Genomic DNA, 18,322 nt, shown 5'->3' with positions numbered 1-18,322 from the left:
CTACTCCTCGCTGGCGTAGTTCGTCCAGCCGACGTACATCGCGGCACCGACGCCGGCGACGACGATGAGGCCGACGAGCGCGGGGACGAGCCAGCCGCCCCCGCCGCCACCGCCGGTGTCGGCGGGTTGGCTCGCGGGCCGGGCGTCGTCGATGGGCACTTCGACGGTGGTGCTCTTGCGGACGCCGTCGGAGAGGTAGGAGACTTCGAGCGGGACGCTGGTGGCGTTCGCGGTGGTGGACGCGTAGACGTCGAAGCTCACGAAGTCGCTCTCCGGGACGGTGCCGACGAAGTACTCCTTGCCAGGGTAGGCGGGTTGGACGCCCTTCCCGGGGAGGACGCTGACGACGACGCTGTTGACGGTGCCGAGGCCGACGTTGCTCGCGCTCCCGGTGATGTGGAGTTTGCCGTTCTCGCGCTCGAGCGAGAGGCCGGTGAGCCGGACCTGTCCGGGGTTCGCGGCGACGGTGGCTTCCGTCGTGGCTCGGCCGGTGCGGGTGTCGGGGCCGTAGTCGTAGGTGGCGACGACGTCGACGCTCGCCTCGCCGCTGAAGCCGCTGGCGTTCACGACGGCGCGCCGGGACTCGCCGGCGGGGACGCGCTGGAGCGTCGCGCCGGTGACGGTGGCGGCGTCGCTGGTCCCGCGGACGGTGACGTTCCGGAGGTCGGCGTTCCCGAGGTTGGCGACGGTGACGGCGAGACTGCTGCCGTCGCCGACGCGCTCGGTGGTGAGGTCGACGTTCTCGCGGAGCGGCGCGAACCTGACGGGGACGGTGTGGGTGGTGGTCCGGTCGGCGTCGCCGGTGCTGTAGCGGACAGTGGCGGTGAGGTTGTGCGTCCCGGCGGAGGCGGCAGTGGCGTCGAAGGTGAGCGTCTCGCTCGCGCCGGCGGCGACGGTGGCGGCGACGCGCTGGGATTGGGCGACAGTGACGCCCTCGCCCTCAAGGGTGACGCGGACGTTCCGGACGGGACTGTCGAGGCCGTTCGCGATGGTGACGTCCACCGCGGAGGCGGCGTTCGCAACGGCGTTCTGTGCGCTGACGTCGACGGCGGGGCCGCGCTCGCGGACGCGGACGACGACGGGGTACTTCACGGTCTTCTCGGCGCCGGTGTCGGTGGTGCCGTGCGCCTCGACGCGGAGATGGTAGGTGCCGGGGGAGCCGAAGGAGACGGTGAGCGGGACGCTCATCTCGCTGCCGGGCGCGAGCGTGCCGAGGTCGCCGGCGTAGCCCCGGACGCTCCCGCGCTCGTCGATGAGGCGGACGTAGTCGATGCTGAACCCGGCGTCGCTCGAGGCCAGGTTGCGGACGGTGGCATCGACAGTGACGGTGTCGCCGGGCGCGGGCGAACTCGGCGTGACCGTCGCGTCCGTGATGGAGACGTAGGCGGTGCCGGCGCCGAGGACGGGCGCGACCGGTGCGACGAGGAGGGCGAGCAGGAGGAGGGCGACGACGGGGGTGCGGGAGCGCGAGGCGGTCATCGCCGCCACCTCGCGCCGGACGTGAACGTACGTTCAGGCATGGGCGTGTCGTGTCGTTCCGGGGGAATAACTGTGCCGAAATGACTGTTATGTGTCATATCTGGACGTAGGTCGAGAGCTGGTAGAGCGCGTAGAGGCCCACCGGGACGAAGACGGTGATGGCGGCCTGTCGCAGATCGAGGTCGCGCGCGTGCTTCAGCGCGAACGTCCAGACGAACCCCGCCCACAGGAGGAAGACGACACCGAGGACGGAGGAGAGGAGGAATATCGGGCGCGACTGGAGCTGCTGGACGAAGGCCTGATACTGCGCGGCGTCGCTCGGGGGCGTGATACCCTGCAGGCCGACGTAGGTGAGCGCGAGCGAGACGACCGAGCCAAGCAGTTGGGGGAGGAAGCCCCAGCCGACGTAGGCTGCCGTCTTCTTCAGCGACCCCTCGCCGTCGAAGAGCGCGCTGATGAGGAAGAAGACGACGGCGAGGACGCCCCAAATGAGGAACGGGCCGAGGAACCCGCCGGCCGCACCGATGAGGCCGATGAACGCGCCGACGCTCTGTGCGTCCTCGGGGAGCGCGGCGAGGACGAGGCTGGTCATGAGGTAGGCCGAGACGGCACCGAGGAGCCCGGTGCCGGCGACGACGAGCACGGGGCGGAGGTAGCCCCAGTCGTCGGGCTCTTTCGCGGCGAAGAAGCCGTCCGGGTCGGTGAGGAGGGTCAGGACTGACGGGGTGGAGGGCATGTAGTAGCGCATTCGACAGGACTCCACTTGGCTCTTGTCCCGCGTCTCGCCACGGCTAAAGGGCGGTGGTGCCTACGCGTGGGTGTGCAGTTCGTGGGCTATCGCCCGAGTCGGCCGGACGACGCCGCGGCGCTCCTCGTCGCCAGTGAGGGCACCGTCGAGCGCGTCCCGCTCGAACCCGGCGTCGAACTCGCCTACACGCTCGGCGAGCGCCGCTGCGCGGGCACGGTCACCGACGACGGCCACGTCGCCTGTCAGAACGAGAAGGCACCGTACTGTCTCTCGCACACCTCGACGTGGGTCTGCGCGAAGTGTACGGGCGACTGTCTGAAGGACGAGATGGACTGCCACGAGTCCCACGCCGTCTACCTCGCGGGGTTCGCACCGGACACCGTCAAGGTCGGCGTCACGCGCGAGTGGCGCCTCCTGACGCGCCTGCGCGAGCAGGGCGCGGACGTCGCCGCCCACCTCCAGACGGTCGAGAACGGCCGTATCGCCCGCGAGATCGAGGCCGACATCGCGAACGAGATCCCGGACCGGGTGCGCGTCCCGACGAAAGTTGCGGGCCTCCACGAGTCGATGGACGAAACCGTCTGGGCAGACGCGCTCGCCGACTTCGACCCTATCGAGACGTTTGCGCTCGACTACGGCTTCGACGTCGAGAGTCAGCCGGTCCCCGAGGTGGTCGCGACGGGAACCGTTCGCGGCGTCAAGGGCCGCGTCTGCTGTCTCGAGCGCGCGGGGACGACGTACGCCGTCGACCTCCGGGACCTCGTGGGCTACGAGGCGAGCGAGGGGGCGAGCGGGCGCGACCTGCAAGCCAGCCTCGGCGCGTTCGGCTAAGTTTCGTCCCGAAAACACTTACCGGTGGCATGCGACTCGTCCCCGTGAACGTCGAGAAAGCCCTCCTCGGCGGCGCCGCGGCCGTCGTGGTGCTGTCGCTCGTCACCGCGCTCGCCGTCCCCGGCGCGCTCGCGCCGCCGGACCGGGACCGGCCGCCCGCGCACGTCGAGTTCACCGAGATGACCGTCGCACCGACTGCCGTCGCCGGCGACACCGTGACGCTCGGCGTCCGGAACTACGTCCGCCACCAGGGCGGCCCCGCGAGGAACGTCACCCTCCTGACGCGCGCCGTCGACCTCGACAGCGGCTTCGTCGCGACGAGCGAGACGGTGTCGCTCGGTGACCTCACCGCCGACGGCGAACGCTCGCCGCAAGTGAACCTCACCGTCGAACGCGAGGGCGGCTACCGTATCGAGACGGTGGTCTACGAGAACGGGTCGCGGGTCGCGACCGGCCACCGCTCGGTGCGCGGCATCGGCGCGCTCACCCCCGCCTACGCCCGGAGTCCGATTCGCTTCCACGCGTTCGACGGCGGCGCGATGCCGACCGTCTCCGTCGCCGTTCAGGAGGCGGGCGAGCAGCGCACGACCCTCGACGTCGCCGCCTACGTGACGAACACCGGCGGACAGAGCGAGCCCGTGCGCATCGAGTACGTCGCCCGACAGGCCGAGTCGAACCTCGTCGCAGACCGCGCGCGCGTCACCGTCGGCAGCGTCCCCTCCGGCCACACCGTCACGCCGAACGCGACGCTCTCCGTCCCGAGCGGCTACAACTACTACGTCGACGCGATACTCTGGAAGGACGGCGTCGTCATCGACTCCACGACCGCCGCCGCGAACCTCGACCCCTCGCGCACCATCAGCGTCAACCGGACCACCGAGGACGTCGCGTTGAACGTCAGCGACTTCGAGACTGGCGACGCGAAGTCCGGGGAGCGACCGGAGACGACTACCCGCACCTCCGGCGGCACGCCCGGGTTCGGCGTTCCCGTCGCGCTCGCCGCGTTCGCCGGCCTCGCCCTCCTCGCTCGGAGGTGGTCGGCGTGAGCGACCCGACGCGCGAGGACGATGCGCTCGACGACGCCGTCGAGCGAGTCGCCGACGCGGACGACACCGACGACGAGCCGGCGACTGACGGCCCCGACGCCACCGTGGACGGGACGGACGACCGCGACACCGACACCACCGAGATGACCACTACGACCTCCGAGACGGACGATTCCGCGACCGAGACCTCGGCGCGCTCGCTGTTGCGCGTCGCGCGCTGGGTCGGCATCGGCATCGCCAGCCTGCTCGCGCTCGTCGCCGCCGTGAACCTCTACACCACCGTCGGCACCCTCATCAGCGTCTGGGTGGGTGCACGCTACCAGCCGCTCTTCCGCGCGGGCTTCGACGTCGTCGTCCTGCTCGTCGCCGCCGCCGTCGTCGTCCGTCTCGCGCGCGAATCGGACGCGTTCTCGTAGCTGTCCGGGGTCACAGGTCTTTTCACGGCGACACGAGAAACCGGACGTATGGCAGAAGACGACCGAAACAGCGAGGACACCGACGTCGACGCCGACACCGAGGGGGAGGAGGAGACGAAGTCCTTCCGCGAGCGCGTCGAGGAGATCCGCGAGCAGCGCGAGGAGCGCGAAGGCGAGGACGGCGAGTCCCGCCGCGAGGAACTCCGCGAGCGCATGGGCGGCGAAGGCGGCATGGGCGGCGGTCCCGGCGGCGCCGGGGGCAACCCGTTCGCGCAGATGATGGGCGGCATGATGGGCGGTGGCGGCCCCGGCGGCATGGGCGGCGGGCCCGGCGGCCGTGGCGGCGAGGAATCCGGCGACTCGGGCGCCCAGAAGCGCATGGCGCGCGAACTCGAGGAACTCCGCAAGGAGATCGAGCGGACGAACAACAAACTCGACCGCATCGCGAACGCACTCGAGGACCGCGACTAACTACTCGAGCACGCGGGCGTACGCCGCCTCTAGCTGGTCGATGGCCCGCGAGACGCTCACTTCTTCACGCCGTTCGAGACACGTCTCGGAGAGCGACGCGACCTCCGCGAGCGCGCGCCGAATCGCGTCCCGGAACGCCGCGACGTCGCCGACCGGGAAGTGATAGCCGGTCTCGCCGTCGTCGATGGTCTCGACGAGCGCGCCCGCGTCCGCGCCGACGACCGGCGTCCCGCAGGCGTTCGCCTCTAAGGCGACGAGGCCCTCGGTCTCGACGGGGCTCGGGAACGCGAAGACGTCGAGCGCGCTGTAGAACGCGGGGAGTTCCTCGCGCTCGAGGAAGCCGAGGAAGCGCACGTCGGCGCCCACCTCGTGCGCACGCGCTTCGAGGTCGTCGCGGGCGGGGCCGTCGCCGCCGAAGACGACCGTCGCGTCGAGGTCCGCCGCGGCGTCCACCAGATCGCGGAGGCGTTTCTCGTAGCCGTGTCGGCCCGTGTAGCCGACGAGCGGGCCGTCCGGGAGATCGTGGCGCTCGCGGAACTCGCCCGCGTCGGTCGGCGCGAAGAACTCGACGTCGACGCCGTTCGAGAGCGCCTCCGTGGGCGTGGCGACGCCGAGGTCGCGGACGTGCTCGCAGGTGCGCTCGCTCGGCGCGAGCACGAGGTCCGCGCGCTCGAGGAACCAGCGCTCCCAGCGCTCGCTCACGCGTTCGAGCGGCGGCGTCAGGATATCGGGCGCGACGTACTCGACGTACTCGCTCGTCGGCGTGTGGTAGGAGACGACGAACGGCGCGTCATGTGTGCGGGCGTAGCGGTAGCCCGCGACACCCACCGAGAACGGCGAGTGGGCGTGGACGACGTCCGGCGTGACGACGCCGCGTGGGACGTAGGGGACGGCAACGCGATACCCCTCGTAGAAGGGGAAGTCGAGGCTTGCGACGGGGTGCTCGCCGGGCTCGGGGTCGTAGTCGGCGTCCGGGTAGACGACGTCCATCCGGCCGCCACGGGCCTGCCAGCGCTCGCGCCACGTCCGGACCGTGTACGTCGCCCCGTTGACGGTCGGGAGGTAGGTGTCCGTGAACGCCGCGACGCGTGGCTGCATACGCCCGACTGTGGTGTGCGGGCCTATCCGTCCATCGGTTCACGGCGTCCCCGCCTCATTGCTCGGGCGGCGTCTCCTCGTTCAGGAGTGCCTCGTAGACGTCCACGAGGCGCTCGCCGACGCGCGCGAGGCTGTGTTCGTTCGCCGTCTCACGTGCGTTCGCACCGAGGCGCTCGCGTAACGCGGGGTCGTCGGCGAGTCTGTCGAGCGCCTCGCGGAACTCCGCGCGCGTCTCGCACTTCAGGCAGTCGTGGCCGTCCTCGAAGAACTCGTCGAAGACCGGGATGTCCCGAATCACGACGGGCTTGCCCGTCGCCATCGCCTCCAGGACGGCAATGCCCTGATTCTCGTTCTTCGTCGGGAAGCAGTAGACGTCGCCCGCGCCGAACGCCATCCGCTTGTCGTCGACGAACCCCGTGAACGTCACGTTCTCCGGGGGGTTCTGCGTCCACGTTCGCACTTCCTCGCTCGCCGCCGGCCCCGTCTCGTAGTGACCGAACCACGCGAAGTCGTAGTCGGTCTCCTCGGCGAGCCGGCAGAACGTCGAGAGGCCCTTGCGCTCGAAGACTTCGCCGACGGAGAAGACGACCATCCCCTCAAGGTCGAAGCGCTCGCGCGTCTCCTCGCGGAACGACTCGTACCCCTTGAGACTCTCGACGTCCACGCCGTTCGAGACGGTGCGAATCGGGGCCTCGACCGGGTAGGACTCGAGGACGCGGCGGGTGTAGTCGCTCGGGCAGAGCACGACGTCCGCCTGCGCGTAGAAGCGCTTCAGGTAGCGCTTGAGCGCGGGGATGGCGGCCTCCGAGTAGCGGAAGGACTCGGCGAAGTCCTCGCCGGTCGTGTGCGCGTGCAGGACGAGCGGAATGCCCTCGCGTTTCGCGTGGCGGGCGACGGCGAGCGACCCGGGGCCGATGGTGTTGCAGTGTGCGACGTCGTACTCCTCGAAATACCCCATGCCCGCGAAGGCGGTGCCGAGCGAGCGCACCGGGTCGTCGGCGCGCCACGGCGACTCCACGACGTCCACGCCCTGCTCGCGGAGGGCCGCGCGCTGCTGGCGGGTCGCCGTGACGATGCCGCCACGCAGGCGGTCCTCGAATTCGAGGTAGTCGAGGGTTCGCATACCGGAGCGTGTGGCGCGCCGGCGAAAGACCTACCGGAACGGTTTTCGGTCGCCGTCGCCGAATCTCGGGGTATGACCGTCGCGGAGGAGCGCATCGAGAGACTCGCCACGCTCGCGAAAGCCGCCGCGCGCGACGGCGATTACGAGCGCTCGCGCGAGTACGTCCGCCTCGCGCGCCGCATCGCCGAGCGCAACCGCCTGCGCCTCCCCCGCGAACTCGTGCGTTTCACCTGCGACGCCTGCGACACCTACCTGATACCGGGCCGGAACGCCCGCACGCGCCTGCAGGACGGCCACGTCGTCGTCACCTGCGACTGTGGCGCACAGGCACGGTATCCCTACCGCTAACGGCCGCACAGCGCCCACGAGGCGCGTCGAAGGCCGAAGCTTCAAACCCTCGCCGCGAGTTAACGGGGACGTAATGACTGACTTACGCGCGAAAGCTCACGAGGCCGACGTGACCGTCTGGGTCGGGAAGGCCGGCATCGAGTCCGTCGTCGACGAACTCGGCGACCAGCTCGACGACCGGGACGTGGTGAAGGTGAAGTTCCTCCGGGCGTCCCGCGGCGGGACGACCACCGAGGAACTCGCCGAGGAACTCGCCGAACAGGCGAACGCCGACCTCTTCGAGACTCGCGGGAACACCGCGGTGTATACCCGATGACGGGGCCGCTCGCACTGCCGCTGCAGGCGGGCGCGTCAACCGGGAACGCCGTCGGGGACTACCTCGCCAACTTCATCGACGCCTCCTACGCGGGCCCGCTCGGGAAGGCGATTACCTTCCTCGTCGTCGCCGTCGTCCTCTACTACGTCGGGAAGGCCATCGCCGTCCCGCTGGTGAGTCGCGTCCTCGAACGCCGCGGCCTCGATGAGCACGCGAAGCGCCCGCTCCGAAAGGTCACGGCCATCGTCGTACTCTTCGCCGCCATCGGCGTCGCGTTCGCGTTCGCCGGCTTCGGCAACATCCTCACGGCCGTCGCGACCATCGGCGCCGCCGCGACGCTCGCCATCGGGTTCGCGATGCAGGACGTCCTCAAGAACTTCGTCGCCGGCGTCTTCATCTACACGGACAAGCCGTTCAAGATCGGCGACTGGATCGAGTGGGACGGCAACGCCGGCATCGTCGAGGACATCAGCCTCCGCGTCTCCCGGGTGCGGACGTTCGACAACGAACTCCTCACCGTGCCGAACTCCAACCTCACCGACGGCGTCATCAAGAACCCCGTCGCGAAGGACACGCTCCGCATCCAGTTCGAGTTCGGCATCAGTTACGACGACGACATCGACAAGGCCACCGACATCATCGTCGAGGAGGCCGAGAAGCACGACGACATCCTCGATGACCCCGGCGTCTCCGTTCGCCTCACCGCACTCGGGGACTCCTACGTCGGCCTGAAGAGTCGCTTCTGGATCGCGAACCCCTCGCGCTCGGACTTCGTGAAGACCCGCGGGGAGTACGTGCAGGCGGTGAAGGAGCGCTTCGACGAGGAGGGAATCGACATCCCCTACCCGACGCGCACCCTCGAGGGCTCGGTCACGGTCAACGGCGAAGCCGTCGACGCCGAAGCCTTCGACACCGACGAACGGTAACCCGATTCCTTCTTTCTGCGGTTTCTCGGCGTCGAAACCGACGCCTACGCGTGACGCTTGAGTGTGGGTTCGCGGAGCGGCGGCTCAGTGGCGTGTGGTCGAGAAGACGACTGGCGCCGTCGCTCGGGCGTCAGTAACAGCGATGAAGTATGAATGGTGGACGGGCCGAGGTCGCCCGACCGTTTCGGGCCGGATAGTCCCGGTCGCCTCCTCCACCCCGCGACCCTTCGAGCGACGAACGTCCGGTGCTCCGCTGCTCACTTCCGTGCCTGGCGGGTTCGCACCGACGAACCGTGCCACGACGCCCCTGCAGGCGCGTGTACGACGGACCGTCGCCCCCGAAGGACGAGGTTTCGACGTCGGCTTCCGGGGTCCGACCCGGGCGGGCCGGACTTCCTCGGCGTTCGGTCCCCGCTAATGACCATTTCGCGGGCAAGGGGCGGGGCCAAACCGCCCGACCTAGTCCACTCAACCGTAATCGGGTTTCACATAAGGGCCTTTCGCTAGTCACGGGACGGCATGACGGTGGGGGAAGACATTAGGACGGTCCCGGCCGAACGAACGGTATGGGACTCACGAGCACGGCGAACAAGGTGAGCAAGCTCACGGACCTCGCGGAGAAACTCTACAAGCGCGTGGAGGCAATTCGCGAGCAGATCCAGGAGGTCCGTGACACGGTCGGCGAGACGAACGAGCGCGTCGCCGACCTCGAGGACGAACTCGACGAGCAGCGCGCCATCATCGAGGCGCTCGCCGCCGAGTCCGGCGTGGACGTCGACGAGGTGTTGGCGGACGCCGGTGACAACGACCTCGACGACGCGGACACGTAGCTACGTTTTCAGACGGCGGTGTTCGACCTTCATACAGCGGTCCTGCACGACGAGGAGCCCCGCGTCCTCGGCACGCCGGGCGGCCTCGTCGTCGCGAATGCCGAGTTGCGTCCAGACGACGGTCACGTCGTCACGCGTGATGGCGTCCTCAACGATGCCGGCGACCTCCTCGCTCGGCCGGAAGACGTCCACGACATCGACGTCTTCCTCGACGTCCGCGAGCGAGTCGTAGGCCCGTTCGCCGAGCACCTCATCGGTCGTCGGGTTCACCGGGACGATACGGTAGCCCTGCGACTGGAGGTATTTCGGGACGTCGTGGGCGGCCTTCCCGGGCGTGCTCGAACAGCCGACGACGGCGATGGTGTCGTAGTCGAGTATCTCCGCGAGCGTCTCGTCGTCCTCGACGGGCATACGCGGGTCTTCGCGCGCCGGGCCGAAAAGCCTAGAGGTCGCGCCACTCGCCCTCGGCGTCACCCCCGACGCCGTGGAGACGGCAGCGCGGCCCCTCGTCGGTGGTCTCGACGCGGAGCGCGCCGTCGAAGAGGTCGGAGACGCGCGCGAGCTCCCGGTCGTCGTGGGCGTCCGGGTTGACGACGTAGAAGCCGACGCCGTCGACGCTTCGGACGCGGTTCGTGAAGACGTGGAGGAACCGGAAGGCCGCGCGCGGGTCGGCGTAGTGGAGGATGGTCGAGAGCGAGTCGATGGCGACGCGGTGGACGTCGCCCTCGCCGGCGTCGAAACGCGAGAGGAACGTCGAGGAACCGATGCCGATACCGGTGAGGTCGTCGGGGGAGGCGACGGACACGACGGTCGGCGCGCCCGACGGGGCGTCGCCGCGTTCGCTGGAGACGCAGTCGACGACGGCGGCCCGTTCCTCGGCGGCGTTTACCGGGTCGCAGTCGAGCGCGCGAAAGACGCGTTCGGGGCCGTCGTCCGTGGAGACGACGACGACGGGGTCGGCGGGGCCCCGGTCGGCGAGCGCGTCGAAGAGGAGCGTTCGCTTCCCGGACATCGGCGGCCCCGAGACGAGGAGGTTCGTCCCGCGCGGGACGGCGACGTCGTCGAACGGGCCACCGAGCGGCACGCGCTGGGTGGCTCCCGACGACCCGAGCGCACGAGAAGACTCCCCGGACATCATTGCATTCGCCTGACTCATCGTGAGGTGAAATAAGTTACCGCCGACGGCGATTAGGCGAACGCCCGGCCGGCGACGAACGCCGCCGCCGCGAGGAACATCCCGTACTTCAGGAGGCCCTGCGCGCGCGTCGGGTCCGAGAAGGAGAGATACGCCGCGTACGCCATCACGGCGTCCGCCGGGACGACGACGACGAGGTACGGGACGCCGAAGAGACCCGTGAGGTAGGGGAGCGGACTCGCGAGCACCGCGACGGCGAGGACGGCCGCCGCCACGAGGAGTGCGGGACGCTCGCCCACGGCGATCGGGAGCGTGTTCAGTCCCTCCTCGCGGTCGCCCTCGACGTCCTCGACGTCCTTCACGACCTCGCGCGCGAACGTCGAGAGCGCCGCGAGCGCTGCGAGGACGACGCCGGCGAACGGCCGGCTGACCGCCGCCGCACCGAAGAGGAACGTGCTCCCGCCGAGCGCCGCCACCACTGCGTTCCCCGCTCCCGGCAGGCCCTTGAAGACCGTCGTGTAGGCGAGGAGCGCGACGAGGTTCACCGCCGCGATGCCGATGGCGAACAAGGGGAGCAGCGCCGAGAGCGCGACCGCGACGGCAAACAGCCCGAGGCTGAACGCGAGCGCGCTCCGCGCCGACACCGCGCCGCGCGGAATCGGTCGCTCGGGCGCATTGATGGCGTCGATATCGCGGTCGAAGTAGTCGTTGATGGCGTTGCCCGCCGCCGTCGCCAACACCGTCACCACCGCCGCGATGAGCGCCTCCGTCGCGAACGGACGCCCCGCGACGTACGCCCCGATGAACGTCAGCACGCCAGCGACCACCGAATTCATCGGTCGGCAGAGGTCGAGGAATCCCTTCGCGCGCGCACCCAGAGACATACGGGCGCCACTCGCACACCCACGAGCATAAACACCCGCATCCCGCGCACGCCGAACCGCGGGACTTAAGCGCCACCACGGGAAAGGAATGCGTGCCGGGCGTTTAGCTCAGCTTGGACAGAGCACTTGGCTTCGGACCAAGACGCCGCGGGTTCAAATCCTGCAACGCCCACTTGCAGACCGCCCGAATCGGGACAAAACCGATTCTGGCGTTTCAGGTCGTCTTTCTCCACGCAGTAGCGTTTTAGCGTCGTTCGAGAAAGACGTATATTCTGATCTAAACAGCGGACCTTGCGCGCCCCTCCGCTGTCTGGCGATTACGTTCGCAAAGGCCGGCCCTTCAGTCTCCGCGCGCGGTCAGAATCTCGTCGATTACTGCTCGGCCAGCGCGAGCGCTGCGCCGCGAGCGCGGACGGTACTGCCCGGCGGTAGTATCTCGGTCTTCAGCTGTCCACCGCCTCAGTCCCGACCGGAGGGAGGGACCCCTCGACGGTTCTGCATCGGAGGTGATTCTCGTGTCTGATGCCTCCCAAGGGCCGAGCGATTCGCCGACACCTGGCGACCCGTACTCGCGCCCCTCCGCTGACGAGTTCCGCGCGGAGATCGAGGCGCGGCTCACTGCTGACCTCGATGCTGACCAGCGGAGCTACAAGTGTCGGAACTGCTGGACGCCGTGCCTCAATCCTGCCGAGTCGATTCTCTTCCGCGCACGGGTCTGCCTCGACTGTCACGCCCGGTATCTCTCGGGTGATACTCGATGAGAGAACCGGTACTCCCCGACGATACCATCTGCGCGAGTTGTCACTGTACTCGCCTCGAGCGCGTTGACGAATCGCAGGACAGCATCGCGTGGTGGCTGTCCTATCGGTGCCCGGACTGTGGTGCGACTGGTAAGGTTGAGAACCTCCGAGCAGGTGGCTCGCGCTATCACGGCGACGTGACGACGCCGCGTCGGGCCGACCTCGACCTTGCCTCATGGAGGGAACGGTGAACGTCGCGTACATCTGCGGCACCTGCGACGCCTACATCGTCGAGTACGAGCGCGACCTCGCCGTCCACCCCGGTAGCTGTCCCATCTGCCGTATCGGCGACTCTCCTTCTGATCTCGACCTATGAGTACCGGCCAAACAACCGGCGGTGCGGCTTGGCCAGCCAACCGGACTAACTCTTCGTCATCGGGTAGAGCGCTCAAAGCGGCGATTCAGCGCTACGGTCTGAACGACTTCGAGGACGTTGACCCGACACGCGATCTGCCCCACCCGGCGCACCGGCTCGCACAGATATGGGCCGAGTACGGCGACCGGCTGATGACGCCGCTGTCTGAGACGGACGGTCGGAAACTCCGTTCGGAGGTCGTCAACGAGACGTGGGTCGAGTACCGTGTCGAAGAGCCCGGCCCCACCGGTGACACCTTCAACGTGAGCGAGGTCGATGAACGGCGCGCCGTCACCTGGCTGGACGCGATTGCCGCGATGCTCGCGTGGTACGAACGTGCTCGAGGACGACAGGGACGACTCGCTCGTGGCTACGCCGGTGAGTCCGACTACGACGAGTTCCTGATCGACCTTGAAAACTCGTGGCAACCGAGCTACTGCAAGCGCGAAGTCGCCCGGCTGAAAGCGCTCGAACGCGAGACGGTCGGAGGCCAGCGTCCGTCTGGTGGCGAAGCAGACCCAGCGTACGAGAATCCGCACTCGGTGATTCTCACGCTCTCGGGTACCTCAAAGCCGAACGGCGACCGTATCGGCCCTGCCGACCACGACCGGGAGATCGCGGACTCGTGGACGAACGGCGTCTATCGAACCCTCCACTACCAGCTGGAGGAGAACCTCGGAATAACGGACTACCTCTACCACAAGCAAGGCGAACCTCACCCGGGCGACGGCCCGAACGTCGGATACGGCCATCACCACGTGATGCTGATGGTCGATGCCGCTCCGCTCGGTTCCGGCGACCAGACGCGCCGCCTCGAGTCTGCGTTCCGCGAAGTGATCGACAAGCACGTCGATGTGTGCGATCTCGCCGGCTCCGGCGCGCACGGTGACGGTGCGATTTCCGTCCGGCGTGTCGGTGACGACGACGAAGAAATCGAGTCGTGGTCCGCCTACGCTGCCGAATACATCGCCTCTGCCGAGGAGGACCTCCTCGAACGGTCGAACCAGTACATCATGTGGGCCGCGACCCAGTGGGCGACCGGCTCGCAGAAAGCGACCCGCTCGATGACTGCGAACAGTGCGATAGCTGCCGATTCCTGCAAACAGCGGTACGAGTCAGAACGGTCGAACCAGAACGTCGGGCATGGTGAGCGAATCGTTCGCTCATCCCGGCGCGGCGTCGATTTCGAGTGTTCGTGTTGTGGCTCGCCCTGGCAGATTCCGCAGCACTACGATACACTGACCGAAGCGCGTCGTGAAACCGGTGCTCGCGTACCTGCGACCGACGGGTCCGGCGACGACCTCGAGGACGATGACGAACCAGATCGGTGGGACGCTGAGAGTGTCGGTGACCGATGGCCGTCTGCGCGCGCGGCGGCCTCGGCCTCGACGAAAGTCGATCCACACCACGGCACTTGTGTAGAGTTCGAATCGACTACCCGTCCGCCGTCGTGGAGGATGGACGCCATCATCGAGTCGTCCGGCGAGGAGAAGCCCGCAACTGGCGGTGGCGTCGATATGCGTGCGCTACGGATACCGACTCGTCCGAAAACACGTGGCGAGATAGCTGCGTTCTTGAGTGATCCCGCGACGTACGTCGTCTGTCGCTGCGACGTGCTTGCGCGGTCGCTCGACTCCTGGCGTGGCGACGATCTCCCCGACGCCTGTGACTGCGGCGGTGACCAACTCCGATTCGCGAACGCGGCGGAAGACTGGTCGCTCGGCTCGCTGTCGGTAGACGAGTGGCTGTCGTTCCTTGACCCGGACCCGGTCGTCCGTGAGCTGTCCTTCGAAGAACAGCGCGAACTCGATGATGCACTCAATCGCGTTCGTCGGCTTGCTGAGAACACCTCACTCTCCCCGATGGGTGTCGTTGCACAGGCCGGTGTGCCGCCGGATCATCTGGAGACGGCCTTCGAGGAAATCGTACAGGTTCGCTGAGAAGGCTATGAGGCTGGGCCTACATTTTCAGACCCATTTGAAGAGATCATCGAGTAGTAAATTGCCACTAGCCGCCGTGTATATCGTGATCCATAGCTCCCGAATAGGTTTACTTCTACAAGTAGTATAAATACCATCAGTAGAGTGATGAGGAATAAAATCTGCGCTGACGCCATGCTCCGGTAAAGAAAACTAGAAATCAACATTCCTGCTGAAATGGCAATTGATAGGAATAGGTTGAGGGAAAAATGATACACAGTATGTTGGTTTTCACCAATTCGACCTAGTTCACTATTGGTTGCTCGTTCTAACTCTAACCAGAGCTCATCAAGATTATCAGGAGAAATCTCTATATCCTCTTGCTGCTCGAAGGCCTCGATAAATCCTATATCACAGTCTGAGAAGGCAGACTCTCGCCCGTATTCTGGGTTTTTGGAGATATTTATCTTCGGGACTTCATTCATCATGGATCCGATCGAGCTTCTGCGGATTTCTAATGCTACACGAGTAGGGAGCCGAAGGTACTGCTCATCTTTTGTTTCCTCATAGAGTATACGTCGCAGATAGGGAGGTGCAGTAAAAATATCGTGCTTGTGCAGATCGAGAAATGTTCCACAAGTGTATGAGAGTGCTAAGAACGCGATTAGAATAGAACTCGAATCTAATATTGATCGATCAAGCTGATATCCGCCAACGAAGAAAGCGGCGACTACAACAGCCCCAGGAATCCCTCTCGTGATTAGGTCATCAATAGTTGGTGTTGCTGTTCTCATATTTATGTAATCTCTGAGAGTATCCAGACCACAACTGAGGCAAGAAAAATCATTCCAAAGAGCGGTTGCGCGACGTCAGAAAAGGTCTGAATTACTCCGGATGGATCACCACCCTGCATCGTCGTATAGACAGAATAGAAGACCACCAGCAGGATGATAAGTATCATTATGTTTATACCCGTCTTAATCGGGTTGTCGCTATTCCGAGCCATTGTTTTAGTTTAGACGATATTTCGAGTAGTAGCTTACGGTAGGTGCTAAGAACTGGTATAAAAACCCTTCAGTCCCCCCGTAAGAGGGGCTCACGTCCTAGATGCAAGAGGGGTAATTTCCTCGTGTATGTCGCAAGGCAAGCAGCCCGGCTGGGACGACCTCTCTGAGGTCTCCACTGGTAACGACGACGAAGAGGACGACGACGTGCTGAACCTCGACCCCGGTGACTCGGTGGTTGCTGAAGTGCGTGCTATCGAGCGGGACGCGGACCGGTACGGTCGCGACCGGTTCCACCTGACTCGCGTCGACGGCGAGGAGCCGCGCTACGTCTCCTACTTCGCGAGTGCGTCCGTAACCCGTCCGCTGAACAACGCGGATGTCGGTCCCGGTGACGTCATCGGCATCAAGAAAGAGGAGGATTCGTACACCTTCACGGACGACGACGGCGAGGAGCAGGAGGCGTACGGGTTCGAGGTCCGCGTTCGGGACGGTGGTGACTGATGGCGTACTCGTCCTCGAGCGGCTGGTCGGGTGTGATCCGCGCCTACAGCCGTATCAGCATCCTGACCTCCATCGGTCTGCTCGTGTTCGCGCTCTGCGGGCTCGTGATGACCGGGCTCGCACAGGACGCGATCAACCTCCTCACGCAGTACAAGTACCTGCCGTGGGGTGCGTCGATGGCCGCGCTCTGCCTGATCTTCTTCTCGAGTTCGACTCGGGACCCACGGTACTACCATCCGAGCGAGTGGTTCATCGTCTTCGCCGTGATGCTCCTGCTGGCCGCGTATGCGTTCCTCACGCCCGTACAGGACATGATGGCGACGTACTCGCCGTGGTCGGACGGAATCGTACTCGGCCTGCAGATCGTCGTCGGTGCAATCGTCGCGAGATAGGAGGTGAAAGGTATGGAAACTGAACTCAAGAACGTCGATGGCCGCGTCATGTACGTCGTCGGCGCGCTGGCGACGCTTGCCGGCGTCGCTATCGCTAATGCGGGTGTTCTCGTGTGAGTCGGGTTCGCCGGCTCGCCGCCCTCGCCCTCGTCGTCTTGCTCGTTTCCTCGAGCGTCGCCGCGCCCGTCGCCGCTACTGGCCCGGCGTCGACGGACGCCGTCGCCTCGCCGGATGTCCAGCCGATGATGTTCTTCGACGCGACGGCTGAAGCCACGCAGATGGTGCTCGACCTGTTCATGAGTGCGAACACCACTGAGTCGCGCGTTGTCGACGACGGGATGAACCTCTCACAGGAGACTCAAGACCTGAAGGCGGCCATCTACTCGACTGGCGCGACCAACTACCAGCAGGACAAGAACACGCTCACCGTCATCGAGAACTACGCGCACGACTCGAAGAACATCGCCTGGATGAAGGCCAAGACCGCCGGGGTAGAGGCGCTGAACAACGGCTCCACCAAGATCGAGATGAAGAACGACATGATCGAGGCGGTCAACGACTACTACTCGAAGCGCGTCCTCAACCAGATCGCGCAAGTCGAGACATCGACGATGACCGTCCAGCGGATGCGGCATCGGGCCGCGAACGCCTCGAATATCTCGACGTCGTTCGTCCACTTCTATGGTGGTAATGTCGGAGCGTCGTCCTACACTCCGAATTGGCAGGGGACGAAGAACGTCACGTACACCCTTCCGAACGGCTCTACGACGACGTTCCAAACGATTTACTGGCAGGCAAAGTTCGAGGCGTCGGGTGGAAACACCTACTACAACTACTTCCACATCGGGCCGTCCGGTGTGGTGAAAGAGTCCCGGTCGAACGGGAACGCGATGAGTGGGACGACAACAGGAGTGAAGGTTGAGCCGCCGACGCCGCAGTACAACGCGACTATCGCGGCGAAGTGGTCGCACTTCTCGCAGTCCTACAGCGCGCTGAACGAGTCGCGCACGCAAATCCTCGCGAACATCGATTCGTTCGTCAACTCGACGTACGACTCCTATCAGGCTGGACAGATCAACACGAGCGATCTCGTCGATCCCTACATGCTGGCCTCCGAGTATTCGAGCACGGACGGCAGTAGTCGGTTCTCGTACTCGGCGGCGTCGCTCGCGATGATGGGTCTGCAGACGCCGAACCTCGACAACACGAGCGTGATGCAGGTCCGCTACCAGAATCAGACGTATAACGGCCTGTTGATGATGCACGCCGAACCGTCGGGTGGCCTCCTCGTCAACACGACCTACAACACGTCGACGTTCAACGGTACCGAGCATATCGTGACGACGACCGGCGAGTACATGACCCTCAATGACGGTGCGAACTTCACTATTCTGAGCGCGAGCACCGCTAACGGGGAGTCACTCGCGTCCGTGAGCTACCAGAGCTATAACGCACAGACCGCCGACGCCTCGAATCTCACCCAACAGTTGCAGATGCTCGCGGAGCTCCGTGACGACATCCGCGAGCGAACTGCTGCTGCTGGTAGTGGTGGTTCGTCCTCCGACTCGAGCGGGATGACTCCCGTGTACGTGCTGATCGGGTTGTCGGTGCTCGCGTTCCTCGCAGTCGTCGCTCTACAGAGGGATAGATAACGATGCCGCGCCCGCTGCTGTCCCTTGTGCTGATGCTGTTCGCGG

Annotated in this window: 22 protein-coding genes, 1 tRNA gene and 1 other RNA gene; 15 read left to right on the top strand and 9 right to left on the bottom strand. The window is 66.0% G+C overall.

The features are described 5' to 3' along the window. Both ACQUS8_RS04330 and ACQUS8_RS04325 read right to left on the bottom strand, forming a co-directional pair. Nucleotides 1–1,479, bottom strand: coding sequence for a hypothetical protein (locus tag ACQUS8_RS04330; protein WP_435097436.1), 1,479 nt, complete (start codon nucleotides 1,477–1,479; stop codon nucleotides 1–3). Between the two features lie 94 nt (nucleotides 1,480–1,573). Further along, nucleotides 1,574–2,227 (bottom strand): Yip1 family protein, encoded by a 654-nt coding sequence (locus ACQUS8_RS04325; RefSeq protein ID WP_435097433.1) that lies wholly within the window; start codon nucleotides 2,225–2,227, stop codon nucleotides 1,574–1,576. Nucleotides 2,228–2,299: 72 nt separating this feature from the next. Here ACQUS8_RS04325 and ACQUS8_RS04320 point away from each other — a divergent pair, with 72 nt between their 5' ends. The 4 genes from ACQUS8_RS04320 to ACQUS8_RS04305 are packed head-to-tail and all read left to right on the top strand — an operon-like array spanning nucleotide 2,300 to nucleotide 4,991. Beyond that, on the top strand, nucleotides 2,300–3,058 hold the full coding sequence (locus tag ACQUS8_RS04320) for a DUF2797 domain-containing protein (protein ID WP_435097430.1): 759 nt from the start codon (nucleotides 2,300–2,302) through the stop codon (nucleotides 3,056–3,058). A gap of 29 nt (nucleotides 3,059–3,087) precedes the next feature. After that, a complete protein-coding gene (locus tag ACQUS8_RS04315; RefSeq protein ID WP_435097427.1) occupies nucleotides 3,088–4,104 on the top strand; it encodes a DUF7490 domain-containing protein in 1,017 nt (338 codons plus the stop codon). After that, nucleotides 4,101–4,520, top strand: coding sequence for a hypothetical protein (locus ACQUS8_RS04310; RefSeq protein ID WP_435097425.1), 420 nt, complete (start codon nucleotides 4,101–4,103; stop codon nucleotides 4,518–4,520). The genes ACQUS8_RS04315 and ACQUS8_RS04310 overlap by 4 nt, the downstream gene beginning before the upstream one ends. A gap of 48 nt (nucleotides 4,521–4,568) precedes the next feature. Further along, nucleotides 4,569–4,991, top strand: coding sequence for a hypothetical protein (locus tag ACQUS8_RS04305; protein ID WP_435097422.1), 423 nt, complete (start codon nucleotides 4,569–4,571; stop codon nucleotides 4,989–4,991). Here ACQUS8_RS04305 and ACQUS8_RS04300 read toward each other — a convergent pair whose 3' ends face one another. Then, nucleotides 4,992–6,089, bottom strand: coding sequence for a glycosyltransferase (locus ACQUS8_RS04300; protein WP_435097419.1), 1,098 nt, complete (start codon nucleotides 6,087–6,089; stop codon nucleotides 4,992–4,994). Between the two features lie 55 nt (nucleotides 6,090–6,144). Further along, a complete protein-coding gene (locus ACQUS8_RS04295) occupies nucleotides 6,145–7,212 on the bottom strand; it encodes a glycosyltransferase family 4 protein (protein ID WP_435097416.1) in 1,068 nt (355 codons plus the stop codon). 72 nt (nucleotides 7,213–7,284) lie between these two features. Between ACQUS8_RS04295 and ACQUS8_RS04290 the strand changes: the two genes are divergently transcribed. From ACQUS8_RS04290 to ACQUS8_RS04280, 3 genes are all read left to right on the top strand, one after another. Then, nucleotides 7,285–7,560 carry a ribonuclease P protein component 4 gene (locus tag ACQUS8_RS04290; protein WP_435097413.1) on the top strand — a complete coding sequence of 92 codons (276 nt, stop codon included), beginning with the start codon at nucleotides 7,285–7,287 and terminating at the stop codon, nucleotides 7,558–7,560. A gap of 73 nt (nucleotides 7,561–7,633) precedes the next feature. Further along, nucleotides 7,634–7,876 (top strand): YhbY family RNA-binding protein, encoded by a 243-nt coding sequence (locus tag ACQUS8_RS04285; protein ID WP_435097410.1) that lies wholly within the window; start codon nucleotides 7,634–7,636, stop codon nucleotides 7,874–7,876. Beyond that, nucleotides 7,873–8,802: a mechanosensitive ion channel family protein gene (locus ACQUS8_RS04280; RefSeq protein WP_435097407.1), complete on the top strand. Its 930-nt coding sequence runs from the start codon at nucleotides 7,873–7,875 to the stop codon at nucleotides 8,800–8,802. Before ACQUS8_RS04285 ends, ACQUS8_RS04280 begins: the two co-directional genes overlap by 4 nt. A 154-nt stretch (nucleotides 8,803–8,956) precedes the next feature. On the opposite strand, the gene ffs is transcribed toward ACQUS8_RS04280, so the two are convergent. Then, nucleotides 8,957–9,272: signal recognition particle sRNA (gene ffs, locus ACQUS8_RS04275), an RNA gene on the bottom strand. Nucleotides 9,273–9,368: 96 nt separating this feature from the next. Between ffs and ACQUS8_RS04270 the strand changes: the two genes are divergently transcribed. Continuing rightward, the gene (locus ACQUS8_RS04270) at nucleotides 9,369–9,632 is read left to right on the top strand and encodes a DUF5798 family protein (RefSeq protein WP_435097404.1); all 264 of its coding nucleotides are present in this window, start codon (nucleotides 9,369–9,371) and stop codon (nucleotides 9,630–9,632) included. Here the strand turns inward: ACQUS8_RS04270 and ACQUS8_RS04265 are convergent, their stop codons facing one another. From ACQUS8_RS04265 to ACQUS8_RS04255, 3 genes are read right to left on the bottom strand one after another with little or no spacing between them, the layout of a single operon-like run. Then, on the bottom strand, nucleotides 9,633–10,043 hold the full coding sequence (locus ACQUS8_RS04265) for a CoA-binding protein (RefSeq protein ID WP_435097401.1): 411 nt from the start codon (nucleotides 10,041–10,043) through the stop codon (nucleotides 9,633–9,635). Between the two features lie 31 nt (nucleotides 10,044–10,074). Continuing rightward, a complete protein-coding gene (locus ACQUS8_RS04260) occupies nucleotides 10,075–10,770 on the bottom strand; it encodes an RAD55 family ATPase (protein ID WP_435097398.1) in 696 nt (231 codons plus the stop codon). Between the two features lie 50 nt (nucleotides 10,771–10,820). Further along, nucleotides 10,821–11,651: a geranylgeranylglycerol-phosphate geranylgeranyltransferase gene (locus ACQUS8_RS04255; RefSeq protein ID WP_435097395.1), complete on the bottom strand. Its 831-nt coding sequence runs from the start codon at nucleotides 11,649–11,651 to the stop codon at nucleotides 10,821–10,823. A gap of 97 nt (nucleotides 11,652–11,748) precedes the next feature. On the opposite strand from ACQUS8_RS04255, the gene ACQUS8_RS04250 reads away from it, so the two are divergent. The 4 genes from ACQUS8_RS04250 to ACQUS8_RS04235 all read left to right on the top strand — a co-directional run bounded on the left by ACQUS8_RS04250 (nucleotide 11,749) and on the right by ACQUS8_RS04235 (nucleotide 14,746). Continuing rightward, a tRNA-Arg gene (locus tag ACQUS8_RS04250) sits at nucleotides 11,749–11,823 on the top strand. A 343-nt stretch (nucleotides 11,824–12,166) separates the two neighbouring features. Then, a complete protein-coding gene (locus ACQUS8_RS04245; protein ID WP_435097392.1) occupies nucleotides 12,167–12,412 on the top strand; it encodes a hypothetical protein in 246 nt (81 codons plus the stop codon). Nucleotides 12,413–12,626: 214 nt separating this feature from the next. Then, nucleotides 12,627–12,767: a hypothetical protein gene (locus ACQUS8_RS04240; protein ID WP_435097389.1), complete on the top strand. Its 141-nt coding sequence runs from the start codon at nucleotides 12,627–12,629 to the stop codon at nucleotides 12,765–12,767. 191 nt (nucleotides 12,768–12,958) lie between these two features. Further along, nucleotides 12,959–14,746 (top strand): hypothetical protein, encoded by a 1,788-nt coding sequence (locus ACQUS8_RS04235; protein WP_435097386.1) that lies wholly within the window; start codon nucleotides 12,959–12,961, stop codon nucleotides 14,744–14,746. A 5-nt stretch (nucleotides 14,747–14,751) separates the two neighbouring features. Here ACQUS8_RS04235 and ACQUS8_RS04230 read toward each other — a convergent pair whose 3' ends face one another. Continuing rightward, the gene (locus ACQUS8_RS04230; protein ID WP_435097383.1) at nucleotides 14,752–15,519 is read right to left on the bottom strand and encodes a hypothetical protein; all 768 of its coding nucleotides are present in this window, start codon (nucleotides 15,517–15,519) and stop codon (nucleotides 14,752–14,754) included. Between the two features lie 339 nt (nucleotides 15,520–15,858). On the opposite strand from ACQUS8_RS04230, the gene ACQUS8_RS04225 reads away from it, so the two are divergent. The 3 genes from ACQUS8_RS04225 to ACQUS8_RS04215 all read left to right on the top strand — a co-directional run bounded on the left by ACQUS8_RS04225 (nucleotide 15,859) and on the right by ACQUS8_RS04215 (nucleotide 18,277). After that, nucleotides 15,859–16,233, top strand: coding sequence for a hypothetical protein (locus tag ACQUS8_RS04225; protein ID WP_435097380.1), 375 nt, complete (start codon nucleotides 15,859–15,861; stop codon nucleotides 16,231–16,233). Further along, the gene (locus ACQUS8_RS04220) at nucleotides 16,233–16,625 is read left to right on the top strand and encodes a hypothetical protein (protein ID WP_435097377.1); all 393 of its coding nucleotides are present in this window, start codon (nucleotides 16,233–16,235) and stop codon (nucleotides 16,623–16,625) included. The genes ACQUS8_RS04225 and ACQUS8_RS04220 overlap by 1 nt, the downstream gene beginning before the upstream one ends. Before the next feature lie 113 nt (nucleotides 16,626–16,738). Further along, nucleotides 16,739–18,277, top strand: a complete 1,539-nt coding sequence (locus ACQUS8_RS04215) for a hypothetical protein (protein ID WP_435097374.1) — start codon at nucleotides 16,739–16,741, stop codon at nucleotides 18,275–18,277. Nucleotides 18,278–18,322 lie beyond the last annotated feature (45 nt).

Origin of the sequence: Halarchaeum sp. P4, assembly GCF_051195175.1 — an archaeon.
Classification (GTDB): Archaea; Halobacteriota; Halobacteria; order Halobacteriales; family Halobacteriaceae; genus Halarchaeum.
The sequence above is the reverse complement of the archived record's forward strand: the minus strand, read 5'-3'. Positions and strand labels throughout refer to the sequence as shown.